General features: G+C 61.1%; 16 protein-coding genes. 8 read left to right on the top strand and 8 right to left on the bottom strand.

Annotation, left to right across the window (positions count from 1 at the left end):
- Positions 1-5: 5 nt before the first annotated feature.
- Both QA640_RS30950 and QA640_RS30945 read left to right on the top strand, forming a co-directional pair.
- Positions 6-1,406 (top strand): pilus assembly protein TadG-related protein, encoded by a 1,401-nt coding sequence (locus tag QA640_RS30950; RefSeq protein ID WP_283036636.1) that lies wholly within the window; start codon positions 6-8, stop codon positions 1,404-1,406.
- Positions 1,406-1,828, top strand: a complete 423-nt coding sequence (locus QA640_RS30945) for a TadE family protein (RefSeq protein WP_283036635.1) — start codon at positions 1,406-1,408, stop codon at positions 1,826-1,828. Before QA640_RS30950 ends, QA640_RS30945 begins: the two co-directional genes overlap by 1 nt.
- 21 nt (positions 1,829-1,849) lie before the next feature.
- Here the strand turns inward: QA640_RS30945 and QA640_RS30940 are convergent, their stop codons facing one another.
- Complete coding sequence (locus QA640_RS30940) at positions 1,850-2,899, bottom strand: acyltransferase (protein ID WP_283036634.1); 1,050 nt, start codon at positions 2,897-2,899, stop codon at positions 1,850-1,852.
- 767 nt (positions 2,900-3,666) lie between these two features.
- Between QA640_RS30940 and QA640_RS30935 the strand changes: the two genes are divergently transcribed.
- The 4 genes from QA640_RS30935 to QA640_RS30920 all read left to right on the top strand — a co-directional run bounded on the left by QA640_RS30935 (position 3,667) and on the right by QA640_RS30920 (position 7,146).
- Positions 3,667-5,325 (top strand): type II and III secretion system protein family protein, encoded by a 1,659-nt coding sequence (locus QA640_RS30935; RefSeq protein WP_283036633.1) that lies wholly within the window; start codon positions 3,667-3,669, stop codon positions 5,323-5,325.
- A gap of 11 nt (positions 5,326-5,336) precedes the next feature.
- Positions 5,337-5,732, top strand: coding sequence for a hypothetical protein (locus QA640_RS30930; RefSeq protein ID WP_283036632.1), 396 nt, complete (start codon positions 5,337-5,339; stop codon positions 5,730-5,732).
- A gap of 289 nt (positions 5,733-6,021) precedes the next feature.
- Positions 6,022-6,471 (top strand): tetratricopeptide repeat protein, encoded by a 450-nt coding sequence (locus QA640_RS30925; protein WP_283036631.1) that lies wholly within the window; start codon positions 6,022-6,024, stop codon positions 6,469-6,471.
- 132 nt (positions 6,472-6,603) lie between these two features.
- Positions 6,604-7,146, top strand: a complete 543-nt coding sequence (locus QA640_RS30920; RefSeq protein ID WP_283036630.1) for a hypothetical protein — start codon at positions 6,604-6,606, stop codon at positions 7,144-7,146.
- A gap of 79 nt (positions 7,147-7,225) precedes the next feature.
- Here QA640_RS30920 and QA640_RS30915 read toward each other — a convergent pair whose 3' ends face one another.
- Positions 7,226-7,723, bottom strand: coding sequence for a pilus assembly protein N-terminal domain-containing protein (locus QA640_RS30915; protein WP_283036629.1), 498 nt, complete (start codon positions 7,721-7,723; stop codon positions 7,226-7,228).
- A gap of 193 nt (positions 7,724-7,916) precedes the next feature.
- Complete coding sequence (locus tag QA640_RS30910; RefSeq protein ID WP_283036628.1) at positions 7,917-8,474, bottom strand: hypothetical protein; 558 nt, start codon at positions 8,472-8,474, stop codon at positions 7,917-7,919.
- Between the two features lie 1,079 nt (positions 8,475-9,553).
- Between QA640_RS30910 and QA640_RS30905 the strand changes: the two genes are divergently transcribed.
- A complete protein-coding gene (locus tag QA640_RS30905) occupies positions 9,554-9,823 on the top strand; it encodes a hypothetical protein (RefSeq protein ID WP_283036627.1) in 270 nt (89 codons plus the stop codon).
- 203 nt (positions 9,824-10,026) lie between these two features.
- Here the strand turns inward: QA640_RS30905 and QA640_RS30900 are convergent, their stop codons facing one another.
- Both QA640_RS30900 and QA640_RS30895 read right to left on the bottom strand, forming a co-directional pair.
- On the bottom strand, positions 10,027-10,344 hold the full coding sequence (locus QA640_RS30900; RefSeq protein ID WP_283036626.1) for a hypothetical protein: 318 nt from the start codon (positions 10,342-10,344) through the stop codon (positions 10,027-10,029).
- Positions 10,345-10,821: 477 nt separating this feature from the next.
- Entirely contained in the window at positions 10,822-11,709 is an 888-nt protein-coding gene (locus QA640_RS30895) for a VOC family protein (RefSeq protein WP_283036625.1), read from the bottom strand.
- A 162-nt stretch (positions 11,710-11,871) separates the two neighbouring features.
- Here QA640_RS30895 and QA640_RS30890 point away from each other — a divergent pair, with 162 nt between their 5' ends.
- A complete protein-coding gene (locus tag QA640_RS30890) occupies positions 11,872-13,059 on the top strand; it encodes a CoA transferase (protein ID WP_283036624.1) in 1,188 nt (395 codons plus the stop codon).
- 235 nt (positions 13,060-13,294) lie between these two features.
- Here the strand turns inward: QA640_RS30890 and edd are convergent, their stop codons facing one another.
- From edd to QA640_RS30875, 3 genes are read right to left on the bottom strand one after another with little or no spacing between them, the layout of a single operon-like run.
- The gene (gene edd, locus QA640_RS30885) at positions 13,295-15,124 is read right to left on the bottom strand and encodes a phosphogluconate dehydratase (RefSeq protein WP_283036623.1); all 1,830 of its coding nucleotides are present in this window, start codon (positions 15,122-15,124) and stop codon (positions 13,295-13,297) included.
- A gap of 49 nt (positions 15,125-15,173) precedes the next feature.
- Positions 15,174-16,652 (bottom strand): glucose-6-phosphate dehydrogenase, encoded by a 1,479-nt coding sequence (gene zwf, locus QA640_RS30880; protein WP_283036622.1) that lies wholly within the window; start codon positions 16,650-16,652, stop codon positions 15,174-15,176.
- A gap of 58 nt (positions 16,653-16,710) precedes the next feature.
- A complete protein-coding gene (locus tag QA640_RS30875; protein ID WP_283036621.1) occupies positions 16,711-17,781 on the bottom strand; it encodes a carbohydrate kinase in 1,071 nt (356 codons plus the stop codon).

The raw sequence follows: 17,781 nt of genomic DNA, 5'->3' as shown, positions 1-17,781 counted from the left end.
TTCCCATGCGTAACCTACTGCGTAGCCGTCGAGGTTCGGTCGCATTCGGAACCGTCATCGCGCTCGTGCCGCTGATCGGAGTGGTTGCACTCGGGGGCGAGGCGGGATCGTGGTACGTCACCAGGCAGCACGCCCAGAACGCCGCTGATGCCGCAGCCCTTTCGGGCGCCTTCTGGCTGGCATGCAAAAACTCCGGCAGCAGCCTTTGTGAGCCAAATCCAGCACAGGACTATATCTCTCGCGGGAAAGAATTTGCCGCACAGAATAGTTTCTGCAACTCCGGCGACGTGTCCTATCCAGGCTCCACCTGTCCCAGTTCGCTTGCGAAAAATACGTCACGGAGTGTGCAGATCGATCGAGGGACCTATGACGTTGCTGCCAACACTTGGACCGGCTCGGCGAGCGGCAGTGACGTTCGTGCCGTTGTTGGCCAGCAACAGCCAGCCTACCTGGCGGCAGTACTTGGTTGGTCGACTGTCAACATAAGTGCTACGGCCGTTGCCCGAGTCGGGAAGCCGAAAGACGTATGTACGCTGGCCCTTGCGCGGTCGCCGTCAAACAGCTCAGCACTTACACTGGCCGGCAGTCTTAGCGTTACCGGAAATGGTTGCGAGATGATGTCGGACGACACCGTCAAGTATGCCAGCACTCCGTCTTTCACCGGTTCGGGGTGGGCCATTGGTGCTGCAAATGGCTGTGTCAACTCGGGGAGCTGCGATCCTGGTGTACCATACAATTATTCTATGCCCCCTGCGGCGAATCCGCTCCAGGCACTGGATACTGCATCGTTCAACAGCAGGACTGGCAACGACAAGCCACTCACAACGATAACGTGCCCCACTTCGCCACCGCCACCCGCTGGTACAAGCAGGTGTTATTCGGTGGCCCCGAACAGCAGTGGCGCGTACGGAAATCTAACGGTGACGACCGGAGATTGGGTGAATTTTGCACCAGGAACATACTTTTTCTATAATGCAGCGATAAAGATCAATGGCGGAACCGTCACCTGCACCACCTGCACAAGCTGGGCCAGCACGGGTCTAGGCGTAACGCTCGTATTGCTGGGGGATTCGAGCATTTCCATCACGGGCGGGACGGTTAGCCTTTCCGCCCCGAAGACCAACACGACATCCTCCGCTCTGAACGGCGTTTTGATCGACGATCAGGCACCAAACAAGAGCAACAATGCAGTCACGATCAATGGCAGTGGGACGGTTTCCCTCGGCGGCGCGATGTACCTTCCCAACGTCGATGTCACGTGGAGCGGAACGACCGCCAATACCAATACCAACTGTTCAGAGGTGATCGCCAATAGTGTGACAATGAGCGGAGGTGCGTATATGAGCACGCAGAACTGCCTGCCAAACACCGTTCCTTTCACCCAGGTTGTCATTTTGGTGCACTGATGAGGAAGCTCGATCAGCGCGGGACCGCGGCGCTGGAATTTTCCCTGGTCGCCCTGCCGTGGTTCCTGCTGATGTTCGCCATCTTCGATCTCGGTCGATATGCGATCACCATGCAATCGCTGCGCAAGCTCGCGAGTGCAGGCGCCCGGGCAATGATAATCCAATGCTACTCGCCGGCCGTCACTGGTTTGACACCTGGCACGTCACCCTCGAGTTGTACCGGTACATACCTTTCTGCTGCGCAGATGCAAGCTGCCGCTCCGTTCCTGTACGGCGGCGGTCTCACGCCTACACTGAGCATATCGTCGGGAGGCTCTGCACTTACCGTTACGGCATCTCAGCCGGGCTTCACAATGCTGACGCCGGTCATCTGGGGCACAGCCTTCAATGGGCCGAGCGCGTCCACCCAGGTCCCGTTCTAGCGCCGTTCCAGCCCCCTGCACTTAGGGGATTATCCGGGCGAGGCGCATGCGCTGGAGGCGGCGTATGGCGTTGCGCGCCGGCATCTCGATCGCGAAATAAGTGCCGGTTGAGATGAGAAACGTTGTCCCCACCAGCAGCACGTAAACGGACATTGGCCAGGTGTCAGGCCTGGATTTGAGCGCAAGGATGAACAGGGCATACACGATGATGTGCGTCATGTAGATCGAGTAGGAAATGACGCCGAGAAAGTGTAACGGCCTCGATCCCAGCAGGCGCGATGTAGCCGAAGCTGGATCTGTCGCCGCGAGCACCACGAACGGAAAGAGGAATACCAGCGCCTGCGAGTGGATGCGGCCGCAGTACCACAGGACGAGAATGGCAACGAAGCCTAGCCAGATCGGGGTGGAGAACGTCGTGCAGAACGTATGGAGCCCGTCCCGCTTCTCAAAGCTCGCGAAGACGATCCATCCGGCCGTGAAGCCGAAAAGTCCACGGAGCAGGTTTAGCCAATAGCTCCACTGGCTCTTCGCGACATAGAGCTCCGGGTTTGTCAGGCGTTCGTCGTAATACTCCATGAACAGGCGGTAGGAAACGGCCGACAGCACGACGAGGCAGAGCAGCTTGATCGGCGTCGAGCGCGGCGCATTTTGAAGCAGTAGCAAGGGAAACAGCAGGACGTAGCAAAACCATTCGACAGAGATAGACCACGCCGGAGGATTCCAATGCACACAGGAGCCCACCACCGGCCAGCAGTTCAGCATCAGCGCCTGTAACAGGAAATCGGAGAAGGCTGTTCTGGTCGGATAGGTTACCGGATCGATCACCAGCGGCCAGATGTAGAACGCTCCGGCAATGATGAGTGTCAGGACGTACAAAGGGTAAATCCTGGCAACGCGAGCCATCAGGTAACTTGAAAACTGAAAATTCTCTCGGCTGTAAACGTAGGACAGCGTGAAGCCGCTGAGGCAAAAGAATAAATCAACCGCAGCATTCTGCCATAAGAAGAAGAGGTGGGCATCGAAGGGCAACAGCGGCCGGAAGTGCGCCAAGGCAACGGTCGTCGCCGCCACTCCGCGAAGCCCTGTTAGCGCCCTCAGCTCTGGCCGCGGTATAGGGCTGCCCTGACCGATCTGGTGACTTTCCAACCTGCCGTCCCTTTCGTGCTCGAAATGGGAATCATCACCAGACTAGCACCACCGAACAACCGAGCCGTCGGTTCGGCGCGACAAGGCAGCCTTCCCGAGCGGAGGGTAGGGGTGTTTTTACACCCATTTTACGCGGCGGTTGATCGGCCGTCAGGTCGCCAGCGGTCGAGCCGCGCCGACGGCCAGCACCACTGCGGGAGCCGCCGCACTGACTGTGATGGCCCCAAGCGGGCTTCACCATGATGCCGATCTGGGGCACGGCACTCGATGGGCCGAGTGCGGCCACCAAAATTCCGGTCTAGCGGGAATCAGTGTCCTCAAAAGTCATAAGCGGCCAAAACAGGCCCCCCGTTGTCCGAACAGACTTACCGGAGAACCGATAGGGAACTTGCCCAGTAGCGGAGCAACAGCGGGAACTCATCTGCGGTTCCACTGCAGAATGGTTCCAGCGACCTAGAGAAGTGGTGCTCACGGGCAACATCGCGAAGTTTTCTCTGCCGTTCCCGCACTGCAGTAAGTGTCTCTTCTTGCAAGTAGACGGCATGAGGGATGATGATGTTGCAAATACGAAGTAACGATTTGTTCTGAGACAGATTGTAGGCTCTGCGACGTGGTGCGTGGAGGGAGCTTTTAAGGGACATCGAGTGCGTGGATCTGCGGGATAGGCGTGGATCGCAGCTGGGGGAACTCGAATGGGTGGCGGTTGTGTTGCGGGTAATAAGGTAGGGAAGTCCCTCGCTTGCGGCGTGATGGCTCTTGGCGCGGCGCTCGCCCTGTTTGGGTCCGCTGACCGCGCGGCGGCAGCAGACCGGGGCGCCTCCTCCGGCGGCGTGTTCGTCAGCGAGATGAATGACGTCCAGCGGGTCAAGGTGGTGGTCAACAAGTCACGCACCTTCAGGGTCGATGCCCCGTTCGCGACCATTGTCGCGGGCTCGCCTGACATCGTCGACGTGAAGTCGCTGAGCGATCACCTGATCTACGTTCAGGGCAAGCAGACCGGCACCACCAACGTCATCCTGTTCGACTCGTCGATGAAGCAGATCGGGATCCTCGACGTCGAGGTCGTGCTCGATACCAGCAATCTGCAGCAGAACATCCGAGCGAGCACCGGCGCCCAGGGCATTCGGGTCTCCTCCTCCGAGGGCCAGGTCGTGCTGAGCGGAACGGCACCGGATGCCGTCGCCGCCGAGCGGGCTATGTCGATTGCCACCGGCAGCGTTCCCAAAGGGGGCGTCGTCGTCGTCAACGCCATGAGTGTCGCGTCGCCGCAGCAGGTGATGCTCGAGGTGCGCTTCCTCGAGGTCAGCCGGGAAGCAGGCCGTGACCTCGGCGTGAAACTGTTTGCCGCGAACGCCAATGGCACCAACGTTGCGAATTCGGGACTAGGCGGGGTCGCAGCGGCAGGCCGATCACCGATTGGCGGTATCAATACCACCAACGGTCCTCTCGGTGCTGGCGGGGGCGCTGTCGGTTCTCCCCCGACGGGAAGCCTTCCGCTCCTCGGAACTGTGGGGACACTCATTGGTTCGGCGGGCGGTGTAGCTCCCACCCCGTTCGGAAGCTTGTTGACCAGCATCATCCGAACCAGCAATGGCGGCTCGGTGGACTTGTTGATCTCGGCGCTGGAAACCAAAGGGTTGGCGCGCCGACTTGCGGAGCCGAATTTGACCACGCTGTCCGGCGATGCTGCCCGCTTCCTCGCCGGCGGTGAATTCCCGGTGCCGATCCCCAACACGACGACGAACGGTTTTCCGACCGTGACGATCGACTACAAGAAGTTCGGTGTTGAGCTGGCGTTCGTGCCCACCGTTCTGTCGCGCGGCGTGATCAATCTTCGGGTCGAGCCATCAGTCAGTGAGCTCGATTTCTCCAATGCGGTAACGATCCAGGGGACGACGGTTCCAGCGTTGACACGCCGCGACGCCCGCACAACGGTCGAGTTGCGCGACGGTCAGAGCTTTGCCATTGCTGGCCTGCTGCAGACCCGCAACCGCCAGGACGTTTCGCAATTGCCTTGGATTGGTTCGGTGCCTGTGCTTGGAACGTTGTTCAGCAGCAAGTCGTACCAGCAGCAGGAAACGGATCTCGTCATTATCGTGACGCCGCGCCTGGTCGCGCCGGCGGCACCGGGTCAGAAACTAGCATCGCCGCTCGACTCCCGCCTGCCGGCCAACGACGTCGATTTCTTCCTCAACGGCCAGATGGAAGTCCGCAAGCGTTACGACGACTACGTCAATTCCGGCGGCGACGTGAAGGGGCCGTATGGGCACATTATCGCGCCGGACGTTCGCGAGGCCGCGCCCCCAGCGGCTCCTGTCGCCGCACAACCCGTCGTCAAAACCCTCAACTGAGGACGCGAGACATGACCAAGCGTTACCTGGTACTCCTCGCGGTCCTGCCCCTGGGCGGCTGCTATGGCCTTTACGGCCATGATGAGGTCGACCGCTACTTCCAGCGCTCCGACACCATCACCATGAGCGCTGGCGATGCCAAAGAGGTCAACGCTGTCACCCACACCATCCATCCCTGGCCGCGCTATGTCGGCAACCGCAGGCTCGCCTACGACGCGCGACGTACAAGCGCCGCGGTGAACCGCTACACCACAACGACACGGCCGGTGGATCAGCTGCCCAACATCGGCCTTGGGGGAGACGCCATGGGCCAACCGCCACCGAGCAACCAGAATATCAACATCAGCGGAACGGGGGCAGGAGCGCCTGCAGTCGCGGTTCCGGTCGGCGGGGCCACGGCTAGGTAAAGACCGATGTCAGCCTCGAAGCGAAAAGCGCATTTGCCGCTGGGGCGGGGGCTGCAGGGGTGGAGAAATGCGGTGCGTATTTCTGGCGCTGACTTGTTGCCGTGTGGCCACAGGTCTGGCTGCCGGTTCATGGTAAGTAATTCAGCGATGATATTTCATTGAGTCCGCTGGAGTCGGGCGGGGGACAAGATTCATGCGGCGTGTGATTCTAATGCTGACCTGTTGCTGGTTAGGGATCGGCCTTGCGGCGTGCGACTACACCGTGAGGGAGGCCGCCATGGTGGCCCCCGTGGACCCGCCGGGCGGCGACCCCGTGCAAGAGCCGACCGACGTCAAATATTACCCCTCGGACGAGCCGGTGCGGCTCGGGCTCGAACATTACAACCGCGGCAATTACGGGCTCGCCCAGCGCTATTTCAAGGACGCCGTCGAAAAATCGCCGAAGGACGTGACGGCGTGGATTGGATTGGCGGCGAGTTATGACAAGATTCGTCGTTTTGATCTCGCCGACCAGGCATATGCGCAAGCGATCCGCCTCGGGGGCGTAACCGTTCAAATCTTGAATGATCAAGGATATTCGTACATGCTGCGCGGCAATCTGAGTGCAGCGCGGCGGAAGTTCGAGCAGGCCTATTCGCTCGATCCAGGCAACCCGGTCATCGCCAACAACCTGGAGCTTCTCAATGGCAGCCGGCGGTTCATTGAAAGACCGCCGAACAACCAGCCATCAGCAAACTAGTCCAGACACGGATTTAATTCATATTTTACGAGGGCCGAAGGCCGCCCCTTGCGGCCGGGGAACTTTAACATATCCTAAACATTGCTGGAGCAAGCTACGCTGCATGGTATCTGACGTATGGCACGTCGTCTCATGAACCGTCTCTTCAAGTTGCAAATCCTGGGACCATCTGCGCTTTTTGCCGCCACCCTTTGCGCCGAATTGTCTGCAAGGGCGCTTGAATACGCCCCCCGCTCCGAACTTCTCTGGTTCATCAATGTCCGAATCTTCGGCATCTTTCAGCGAAGCCACACCACGTTGAGCTACTTCGTCGCGATGGATGGGTTTCAGTTGTTCGGGCTTGCCCTTCCGATCTTCCTGCTTGCCTGCCTTGGGCTCGCAGCCAAATCCAGGCTCCCGTTCACGCTCGCAACGCACTTGAGTGCGGCATATGCGGGCTTCTTGGTCTTCTCCTGGCAGGCTGGCGTGCCCACCGCCAAGCAGGCATCGCTTGTACCCCTCGCGGTCCCATCCGGTGCCGGCCTGTACCTATTGGCGACCATTTTAGGGACGTGCGTGCTGTCCTTTGCGGTCACGCACCTGCTCTATTTCCGCGCCGTGGGGCAGGAAATCAGAGCTCTGTTAAATTGGGTCGGGCCGACACGAGTTGGTCGAGGCGGAGCAGAGGTTAAATAACGGTCGCGCTACTGGCGCCGCGTTTGAATACCGCGCCGACTGTCGTGCGCTCTGCTCCCCACCGCAGCGCCAGTCCTCCTCACCTGTCCTCCCTCGCGGTTGTGACGGCGTTACGGTCACCCTTGTTCTGCGTCTCCGCTGTCAATGGCGGAGAAGGCTTCTGCGCGATATCCGGGTCGGCGCGACCGCAACCGGCCTCAGTGCAAATAAGGCCGATATAGTCCTTCGTATCCCCACCAAAGCCATAGATTTTGACCAGGTGACCGGCGTCCGCCACGGAAACATTGGAGCGGTGGACGACTTGGCCGTCTGGGGCATAGGCCGTCATCAAGACTTGGCCGGGGCTGATCGCACGTATGGTGAAGGTGCGATCGGTTTCAGGTCTGACTTCCACAACGCCGTCGGCCGAGACCGAAAACCTGTTCACCGACTGCTGAAACATAAAGGTCCGCGTCTGCCCGGTCTGAATCTGGATCGTGTCGGCCCCAACAATCTCCTGCGGCGGCTGAGCGTTCGTAGTGCTGATGCTTCCGACGAGTAGGGTAGCGCTGATCGCGCTGAGAAATAAAATACGCATTGTGCTCTACCTCTGCTTAGGGGCAATTTACGATAAAGCTCCAATGCTAGGATGCTACTTGGGGATGGCCACAAATTCAATCACGAAAAGAGCCCCAAATGACGGTGATCGCCAACAACCTCGAGCTTCTCAACGGCAGTCGCAGGTTCATCGAAAGGCCGCCGAACAATCCGCCATAGCTTGCCGCGTGTCGTCAATTGGGCCCGATCACGACATCGGCGCGATTGCTGCCGTTTCGGGTAATGACGATGACGCCGTTGCGAATGGTAAATCTCGCGCCAAGCAGTTTACGCACCTTATCCGTGATTGGAGAAGGGAAGGGGATGGTTTCTCCCGCGACGGGATCGCCGACCTTGATCGAGTCAGTCGCGGAGCCCGCAACTGGCGCCGGCTTGATATAGTCGCGGATCAGCTGAAGCTCTTCGCGCGATAGGGCGAGGTCAGGACGATTCTCAGCCGGCGGCTTGGGCGCATCGCCTGGCTTGTCGCGCGCCTCATTGGCGCTTGCGATCTGATCGAGCCTCGCTACCCGCAGCTTGAGCGCGATGATCTCGCGTTGCAGCGTAGCGATCTCCGCTTTGAGCGACGTGACCTGCGTGAAGACAATGGTCGCGCAAACGCAACTCACGATGACGAGGACGCTCAGCAACGCGAGTAACCAGCGCTCGATGTTTCCCATCGAGCCGCCGGTCGCCTCGGGGAGTTGATCGAGCAGGAGGTGCCCGCGCCAGATGCGGCGTCCCCGCAGCATCCAATTCGCAATTGCGCTCACACGTCCGGATTTCCCCATCCCGGAACCGAAGTGCGCGGATGACAAGCCAGGGGCCTCTTGGGGCGGGTGAATGATGGGCGCACCGTTGCTGGGCTCGGTGTGTGGCCGCGGCTCTCGGCCCTCGGCGACGCGATCATCCTCCATCTCGTGATTAAGTCGGCCGGTATCCATTCTCGATGGAGCCATCTATCAGCTTCAGCGGTTGTTCCGCCCGGGGCGTCGAATCAGACGGTCGTTCTGCACGCTGCGCGCTTGTGCGTCGACGCCGCCGGATCCGTAAATCGTTTCAGCATGGACGTGGATGCAAACCGTGCCGACAAGCGAGCTCCATGTCAATTGAGGACAAGGACACCAGCATTGGACCGGGATATCCGAGGCACAGATCGTTTCCTTGCGCCCTGTTTTCGCGTTCGCGAACCCGTGAACAGATTTCGTTCGCCCGCGCCAGGACGAAACAAATGACCTCGGATTGAAACCACTTTCCAGCAACCACGAAGTCACGGAAAAACATGGCCGACCTACGATCTGGGCTGTTTCTAACTCGGAGAGCCAACAATGCGGTCTCACCAAAGTCTAGTCGCGCCAGTCGTCATTCTGTGCTGCTCGGCTCTGAGCATCGTCACGCTTGTGATGGTCGGGGCGTGGTGAGTCCCGGGCCATATGTCCATGCGTGAAGAATTCACATCTCTTGCCTTTTTGGCGGTTACGCTCGCGGGCGTCGTTCTGCTCAGCTCCGGTCTGCTCGCACTGATCATTGTGGGCTAGAGAGCGTTTTCCAGCGAAGTGGACACCGGTTCGCGTGAAGAAAACGCGTCAAAACTAAAGTCTAGAGCACCCGTTCCGATTCAATCGGAACGGAAACGGCTTTAGGGCGCGGCCGGACGCACGCTGCTGGTGCTACCGAGGAGTGATATCCGAGGCGGTGACCAACTCCTTGCCGATCTGCGCCAGCGTTTCGCTCTGAACGCGAACTTCGCGTCTTCGCGCGCTCACAGCTCTCCTGCGCGACTTTCGAGAGCTGGTCTTGAGGAGAGACTGTCTGCCCAAAAGCGTATCGCATGACGCAGCTCCAGCGCGTGGATGGCGAAATCGCGACTTTCAAACCTGCGCCTGACGTGATGCTCGTCGATCCGAGTGTCTACCCTCTTGCTCTCGATCGCCAGTTCATTCTTGGCTGGCTTCAAAAGAGAAGGCTCTCGCAATCAGTCAGAAGTGATGTCGCGATGTTCGATGTCCGGCTGGAGCCTGGCTTGAAAATTGTTGGTCAATTGCCGCGGTCTGTCGCTTGGGTTCGTAGCGCTCCACAAGCTTCAGAAGACGCATTTTGATGAAGGGATCGGCTTGCTCTGCGAGATCACGCAATATTTTCGCGCGCTGCTTGTTAAATTCATCGTCCAACACGGTCGTCCCCATACAAAGAATGATACCGCAATTGGGTTAGTATAGCGCCCCATGGTTCTTGAGGAAGCCCCCAAGACGCCGCCGAGAGGCCGCGCGGCACCAGGTGCCTGCGGACACGCGGATTCCTGCGTCAGCGGCTGGCAGCTCTGTCCAGAAACTCCAGCAGGGATGGCGCCGCGTCGTCGAGCTCGACGAAGCGGCGGCGAATCTCATCGGCGATGTCCGCAGTCACGTCTCGCGACCATCCCTCTATCGGATTGAAGGCAACGATGCGGATGGGATGTTCGTATTGGCCCTCGATCAGGTGCCGCACCAGCGTGGCGCGATTCGCGTCCTCTTCGGCAGTCTCGCACCAGGCACACCCGAGCCGGCCGCCGAAGTCTTCAAGCACGAGGTAGACGTCACTGTTGGCTGGCACATGCGGCACGATCGAGGGTGAGCGACTCATGGGGCCTCCGCCGGAAAGAGTAGGCTTCGCTTGATGCGGGGAACTCTGAGCCTTTGCGGTGAGAAAGCCATGGATATAAAGAGTTAGCCGTGGCCGATGCCGCGCATTGCGCTGCAACAGATCGGATGCTCTTCCGGTGCCGAATGGCCTGGAGCCTCATCCGGAGAAGTGTGAAGCGGTTTTCGACACCCTCCTGCCGGGCGAGCCTGACCAGTCGCCGGACGTCCTGTTCGGTCAATTGCTTTGGCTTCGGTGCTTTCATGGCGCGCGAGCGCCAGTTGGCCGGTGAGCCCAGTGGCCAAAACTTGAAAAACGGGTGTCCGCCGCGCGTGGACGTGATCCCGCCTGCCATCGAAGACAGGTCCGTAGCACATTGAAATCATTATAGAATCCGACTGGCCCGGCCAGCCGTAGCCAGATTCAACCATTCGGACTTTCCTGCCGCCGGCCTTTGCCGAGTGCAATCCTTATCGCTCCCTATCCCTCGTATTGGTCCGGTCCCATCGCCCAGGGCGATTGATCGTGGCCGAAAGCGTAGTTGCGGTTCGTCAGCGCCGGATTGCGGTTGACCATCGGCCGCATGAACATCGGGTGGGTCGCGCTGCGTACCTCGTGCTCGACGGTGAAGAGACGCTTGCCGCTGTCGAGATCGACGATGTCGCAAAACCGGTACTGGTACTGGTTGTCCTCGCGCGAGATCAGGTTGCGCGCCGATAGCCGTCGGTAAGGACCGGAGAAATCGGTGATGTACATCTGCACATGGTGGCCGTCGTAGTCCGGCTGGGGGCGGTCGGTCTCGCGGAACAAGAGATGCTGGCCGCGGCCGGCCTTCACCGCGGCAACCTGGCCGTCGCCGTTCCGCAAGCTGGCGGGCATGCCCATGATCTCGCGATAGAAGGCGCAAATTCCAGGTGTAGATCCGGCCGGCACCTCGAATTCGACATAGGGGATGCCGAGCGCGATGCGCCCGAAGCGCGCCGCATCCGGCTCATGGCAGCGCAGGCGATTGCCCCACGGACAGGTCGCCTCGACATAGTCGTTGTGCTCGGCGAACGCGAACGCCGTGCCCTCGAGCTTTTTGGCGACCGATGCCAATCGGGCCAGCAGCGCCTCACGGCCCGCGATGACCAGCCCGACATGACCGCGCAACACCTGCGGCTTGCCGCTCGGCAAGTGAAACTGGCTCCGACCGGCATTGATCCACATGTTGGTCTCGGACACCATCAGATAGGGATCGCGGGTGAGCCCAAGTCCCGCGACGTAGAATAAGGTGGCGAGGCGCTGGTCCGGGACCTGGACGTTGACGTGCTCGAGATGAATCGCGTTGCCGAGATCTTCAGCAGATCGATCGAACTGTTGAGGCATGGATGCGGCTCTGGGTAGGGATGACGGACAGGCCATACTAATGCGGAACGTCGACCAGTCTAACCATTGGGCGATCACTTCTGCTGGCCGAGGCTGGCGGTTGCCACCTTGCCGTGGCAACCGTTCCCTGTAATCTGACAAGAAACACAAGGGAAGAAATCGATGGGGGGAGTTCTGGAGGGCGTGCGCGTCCTCGATTTCGGGCGCTATATCGCGGGGCCGTATTGCGCGACATTGCTGGCCGAGTTCGGCGCCGAAGTCATTCGCGTGGAAAAGCGCGATGGCAGCGAAGATCGCTTCGTGGCGCCGGTCGGCGAAGGCGGTGAAGGCGCGCTGTTTCTACAGATCAACCGCAACAAGAAGTGCATCACGCTCGATCCGATGAAGCCGGAAGGGCAGGAGGTGATGCGCCGTCTTGTCGCGACCGCGGACGTGGTCGTCGCCAACCTGCCGCCACAGACTCTGCGCGCGATGAAGCTCGACTACGACGCCCTCAAGGCGATCAAGCCGGACATCATCCTGACGACGGCAACTGCGTTCGGCGGGCCGGGGCCCTGGTCCGACCGCGTTGGCTTCGACGGTGTCGGGCAGGTCATGTCGGGATCGGTGTACATGACGGGCGCCGGCGATCCACCTTACCGGGCCGCCGTGAACTGGGTTGATTTTGGAACTGCGTTGCATTGCGCGTTCGGAACGCTTGCCGCGCTGATCGAGCGCGGCAAATCCGGGCGCGGCCAGGTCGTCGAGGGCGCATTGCTTGCCACCGCGCTCTCCTTCACCAATGCAACGCTGATCGAACAGGCGGTGATTAACGTCAACCGCGTTCCGACTGGCAATCTCGGCCAGACCGCCGCGCCGGCCGACATCTACCGCACCAAAGACGGCTGGGTGCTGTGCCAGGTCACGGGTCATCCGCTGTTCGTTCGCTGGGCGAGGCTCATGGGTGAGGAAGACAAATGGCTCGGCGATCCGCGCTTTGCCGACGATATCAAGCGCGGCGACAATGGCCCCATCATCAGCGAGCGGATGGCGCGCTGGTGCGCCGAGCGCACCACGCAGGAGGCGGTCGACACGCTGGGACGTGCGATGATTCCAGCCGGCCCCGTCCTGAGCCCGCAACAGGCGCTGGATCATCCGCATATTCGCGCCACCGGCTTCATGCAGGACGTCGATTATCCGGGCTTGCCGAAACCCGCGCCGGTGGTACGAGCCGCCGTCCGGTTGTCGGAAACGCCGGGCGAGATCGCGACGCGTCCGCCGACGCTCGGCGAGCATACGGATGTCGTCCTGACCGAACTCGGCTATGACGCGGCCGCGATTGCGGCGCTCCGGCGAGGCGGCATCATTTAGCGGGTACGGCCATCCATTGCGTCCAAAGCGGGATGAGTTTTGGTTGAATCGGTGCGATGCCGAGGATTCACCTCTCCCGGAGGGAGAGGTCGGATCGCATCGACAGATGCGATCCGGATGAGGGTTACAGTCTCAATAAGTGCTGCGGCCCTCACCCGGATTGCTTCGCAATCCGACCTCTCCCCGCTGGGGAGAGGTGCCCCACGCGACTGATCGGACTTAATCTCATCACGCTTTAGGATACAAAAACGCTGGCGCCGCGATCTGCGCAACTGACGCGCTCGCGGAAGAAGCCGAAGAGTTCACGGCCGATTCCTACATGCGCGGTGGAGAGATCGGCTTGCGCGCAGGCTCGCGCGTCCCACTCGCTCGGGGCGACGAGCACGTCAAGCTGACCGGTGACGGCGTCGAGCCGAATGAGGTCGCCATCGCGAATCCGCGCAATCGCACCGCCATCCGCCGCTTCAGGGGTGACGTGAATGGCTGCAGGAACCTTGCCCGAGGCGCCCGAAAGCCGCCCATCTGTGACAAGCGCGACCCTCAGTCCGCGATCCTGAAGCACGCCAAGGAGCGGCATCAGCTTGTGCAACTCCGGCATGCCGTTTGCTTTCGGACCCTGGAAGCGTACCACCGCGACCACATCACCCGTGAGCTCACCCGCAGCGAAGCTCCGTTGCAGATCCTCCTGGGAATGGAAGACGCGAGCCGGCGCTTCGATGACGTGGCGTTGCGGTGCGACCGCAGATGTCTTGACGACCGCGCGTCCGAGATTGCCCGTCAGAAGCTGAAGGCCGCCGGCTGCTTGGAACGGATCAGCGATCCCGCGCAGCACGGCGGAATCGCCGCTTCCAGCCGGTCCGTCGCGCCACGTCAACGTGCCGTCGGCCTCGAGCAGCGGCTCCTGCAGGTACGCATCGAGTCCGGCGCCGCAGACGGTCAAGACGTCGCGGTGCAGGAGCCCGGCAGCAAGCAATTCCCGGATCAAGAAGCTCATTCCGCCGGCGGCATGAAAATGGTTCACGTCTGCGGAGCCGTTGGGATAGATCCGCGCGATCAGTGGCGTCACCTGCGCGAGGTCGGCAAAGTCGTCCCACGTAAGGGCGAGGCCGGCCGCCGCAGCCATGGCGACCAGATGCAGCGTCAGATTGGTCGAGCCGCCAGTGGCGTGCAGCCCCACGATGCCGTTGACGAAGGCGCGCTCGTCGAGCACGTGGCCAATCGGGATGGGTTGGTTGCCGAGCGAGGTGATGTCCAATGCTCGCTCGGTCGCCGCGCGAGTCAGCGCATCGCGCAAAGGCGTGTTGGGGTTCACGAAAGATGAGCCCGGAAGCTGCAGGCCCATGATCTCCATCAGCATCTGGTTGGTGTTGGCCGTCCCGTAAAACGTGCACGTCCCCGCGCCGTGGTAGGCCTTCGCCTCTGCTTCCAGCAGAGCTTCGCGGCCCAGCTTTCCTTCCGCGTAGGCCTGCCGGATTTTCGCTTTTTCGCTGTTGGCCAGGCCCGAGGTCATCGGTCCCGACGGAATGAAGACCGCAGGCAAATGTCCGAACGAGAGCGCGCCGATAACAAGTCCCGGCACGATTTTGTCGCAAATGCCGAGAAACACCGCGGCGTCGAAGGTTTGATGCGACAGCGCGATCGCGGTGGACAAGGCGATGACCTCGCGCGAGAACAGCGAGAGCTCCATTCCCGCCTCGCCTTGCGTGATGCCGTCGCACATCGCCGGAACGCCGCCTGCGACCTGGGCAACACCACCCGCTGCACGCGCAGCCTGTCGGATGAGTTCAGGGAAACGCTCGTAGGGCTGGTGGGCCGAGAGCATATCGTTGTAGGCCGTGACAATTCCGAGGCTGGGGACATGGCCATCCTGCATCAGCTTCTTGTCGTGCCCCCCGCAAGCCGCGAAGGCGTGGGCCTGGTTGGCGCATCCCAGTCGCCGCCGCACTGGCGTGCTCGCCGCGTTCGCAATGCGGTCGAGATAGCGTGCTCGGCTGTCGTGACTGCGCCGAGCGATGCGATCCGTCACTTCGGCGACCCGCGCATTGATCCTTGCTTCGATCGTCATACAAGCCTCCTGTTTGCGGACTGAGCATCGATTGCGCGCTGCTCGGCAATCATGGACCGTCCTCCATCCATGTTCGGCCGTCGCGCTCGATCAGTGCGACGGCCGCGGAGGGGCCCCAGCTGCCGGCAACATAGGGGCGCGGGATTTCGTTCATCTGGCTCCACGCCTGACGGATCGGGTCAATCCAGCGCCATGCCGCCTCGACTTCGTCCCGGCGCATGAACAAGGTCGCGTCTCCGCGGACCACATCCATCAACAGCCGTTCGTAAGCGTCCGGTACCGAGACGTCGAATGCTTCGGCAAAGCTCATGTCGAGGGGGACATATTGCAACCGCATGCCGCCCGGCCCGGGCTCCTTGATCATGAGCCAGAGCTTGATTCCCTCGTCGGGCTGCAGGCGGATCACGAGCCGCGTCTGAACGGCTTTTCCCGAATTCGAATTGAAGATCGAATGCGGAACTTTCCTGAAGGTCACGACGATCTCGGAACTGCGTTGCTGCAGTCGCTTTCCGGTGCGCAGGTAGAAGGGAACGCCGGTCCAGCGCCAATTGGCAACGGCTGCCTTGAGCGCAACGAAAGTTTCGGTCGCGCTTGGGCGATCGGTGATCTCTTCCGCATAACCCGGAACCGCGACCCCATCGCATGCGCCGGCGCGGTATTGACCCGGCACGGTCAGCAATGCCGCGTTTGTTTCGTCGATCCGTTCGAGCGATTTCAGGATCTTGAGCTTCTCGTCGCGCACGGCGTCGGCTTCGAGCGAATGTGGCGGCTCCATCGCCACCAGACAGAGCAGCTGGAGGAGATGGTTCTGCACCATGTCGCGCAGGGCGCCGGACTTGTCGTAGTAAGTGCCGCGTTCCTCCACGCCGATGGATTCAGCGACCGTAATTTGCACATGGTCGATGTGAGCGGCATTCCACAGCGGTTCGAACAACGCATTGGCGAACCGTAGCGCCATCAAATTCTGCACCGTCTCCTTGCCGAGATAGTGATCGATCCGGTAGACGCGTTCCTCCGGGAAAATCATGCCGATGGTTTGATTGAGCCGGATTGCGGACTCGAGATCCTTGCCGATCGGCTTCTCGATAACGATGCGGGAATCGCCTTTTGAAAGACCGTAGTGACCCAGCCGTTCGCAGATCGGTCCGAACAGATGCGGTGCCGTCGCCAGATAATGGACCTGAATGCGTTCCGCGTAGGCCGACAAGGCGGCTGCGAGTTCGGGCCAACCATTCTCACTCTCTGCATCGGCAGCCATGTAGGAGATGCGGCCCAGGAAGCGATCGAGTTCGGGTCCGGCGGTTTCCGATGCCGGCACATATTTCATGATCGCCGCTCGCACCATGGCGAGGAAATCATCCCGCCGCATTGCGCCGCGCGCGACGCCGAAAATAGTCGCTTCCTCCGGTAGCTGGCCGGCAAAATCGCGACGAAACAGCGCCGGCAACAGCTTGCGGCACGCCAGATCGCCCGTCGCTCCGAAGACGGTCAGGACGAAGGGAGCCACGGGAATCACGCGGCTGGTCATAGGCGAAGCCTTTTCAATTGGAGCCCCTCTGATGTGGCCCGTTGCGTCCGTCACTCTGTCAAGCATGGCATGGCTCCGTACTCGCATCGATCTCGGTGGTGGTCGGCAGGTCGGCACCATCGCGGGAAACCGTGATGGCGGCGGCAGCCGCTGCGTAAGCAAGCAACTCGCGGATTGCGGGCAGGTCGAGCGCCGCGATGGACTCGGGATGGAGCCTGCCGGTTTTCGCAAGCTGCGCAAGCAGTGCGGCGTGGAATGTGTCGCCGGCGCCCACGGTGTCGCGCACGACCACGGAACGACCCGGCACTGAAACGCTGCCAGCGGCGGAAAAGGCGGTTGCCCCCTTCGCTCCCTCGGTCACCACCACGAGGCGCGCGCCACACTTGAGCCAATAGGCGGCCGCATCGGCAATTGAGACACGACCGCCCCACGCGAGGCGAATATCCTCGTCGCTCGCCTTGATCATCGTGGCCGTCCGGTAAAAACGTTCCGCGGCAACTGCCCAGCTTTGCATATCGCTGACGACGGTCGGACGGACGTTCGCGTCGACGCTGATGACGCGGCGTGCACGCTCGCGCTCGGCGAGAGCAGCAAATGTGGTGCCGACCGGCTCGACAGCCATGGAAAAGGAACCGAAAGTCAAAGCCTGAACGTCGTCCGGCAACATGCCGGGCAGGTCTTTGAGCTGAAGCGACCGATCTGCCGCCCCATCGCCATGGAAAGCGTAGTTCGGTTGACCGTCGTCGGTCGTCGCTACGATCGAGATCGTGGACGGCCTGTCGGTGCGCACGAGAAAGCTGTCATCAACGCCTTCGCCAGCCAGCCTGTCCGCGAGGAACGCGCCGAAGTGATCGCGCGAGATGCCGCTCAGGAAGGCCGTTCGCACGCCAAGCCGAGCGAGACCGATCGCGACATTGAAGGGAGAGCCACCGGCAACGGCACGGGCCGACATTTCGGACCGGCCGGACCTGGTCACAAACAGATCGATCAGGGCTTCGCCACAGACAAGGATCACGACGTCACCCTTGTTCATCGCGACAAGCCTCGAGTCTGTCAGGGACTTGCGGGAAGAAGGATCCGTACCACGCACGATAATGCGCTCGGAGTGGAGAACCATGCCGTCGATCAT

The sequence above is a fragment of the Bradyrhizobium sp. CB82 genome (assembly GCF_029714405.1).
Taxonomy (GTDB): domain Bacteria; phylum Pseudomonadota; class Alphaproteobacteria; order Rhizobiales; family Xanthobacteraceae; genus Bradyrhizobium.
Note: the sequence above shows the minus strand (reverse complement) of the source record. Positions and strands in the feature narration are given on the sequence as shown.

Coding starts and splice junctions, on each gene's coding strand:
- QA640_RS30950 (WP_283036636.1), top strand. CDS start 6: ATGCGTAACCTACTGCGTAGCCGTCGAGGTTCGGTCGCATTCGGAACC.
- QA640_RS30945 (WP_283036635.1), top strand. CDS start 1,406: ATGAGGAAGCTCGATCAGCGCGGGACCGCGGCGCTGGAATTTTCCCTG.
- QA640_RS30935 (WP_283036633.1), top strand. CDS start 3,667: ATGGGTGGCGGTTGTGTTGCGGGTAATAAGGTAGGGAAGTCCCTCGCT.
- QA640_RS30930 (WP_283036632.1), top strand. CDS start 5,337: ATGACCAAGCGTTACCTGGTACTCCTCGCGGTCCTGCCCCTGGGCGGC.
- QA640_RS30920 (WP_283036630.1), top strand. CDS start 6,604: ATGAACCGTCTCTTCAAGTTGCAAATCCTGGGACCATCTGCGCTTTTT.
- QA640_RS30915 (WP_283036629.1), bottom strand. CDS start 7,723: ATGCGTATTTTATTTCTCAGCGCGATCAGCGCTACCCTACTCGTCGGA.
- QA640_RS30910 (WP_283036628.1), bottom strand. CDS start 8,474: ATGCTGCGGGGACGCCGCATCTGGCGCGGGCACCTCCTGCTCGATCAA.
- QA640_RS30905 (WP_283036627.1), top strand. CDS start 9,554: ATGACGCAGCTCCAGCGCGTGGATGGCGAAATCGCGACTTTCAAACCT.
- QA640_RS30900 (WP_283036626.1), bottom strand. CDS start 10,344: ATGAGTCGCTCACCCTCGATCGTGCCGCATGTGCCAGCCAACAGTGAC.
- QA640_RS30895 (WP_283036625.1), bottom strand. CDS start 11,709: ATGCCTCAACAGTTCGATCGATCTGCTGAAGATCTCGGCAACGCGATT.
- QA640_RS30890 (WP_283036624.1), top strand. CDS start 11,872: ATGGGGGGAGTTCTGGAGGGCGTGCGCGTCCTCGATTTCGGGCGCTAT.
- edd (WP_283036623.1), bottom strand. CDS start 15,124: ATGACGATCGAAGCAAGGATCAATGCGCGGGTCGCCGAAGTGACGGAT.
- zwf (WP_283036622.1), bottom strand. CDS start 16,652: ATGACCAGCCGCGTGATTCCCGTGGCTCCCTTCGTCCTGACCGTCTTC.
- QA640_RS30875 (WP_283036621.1), bottom strand. CDS start 17,781: ATGATCGACGGCATGGTTCTCCACTCCGAGCGCATTATCGTGCGTGGT.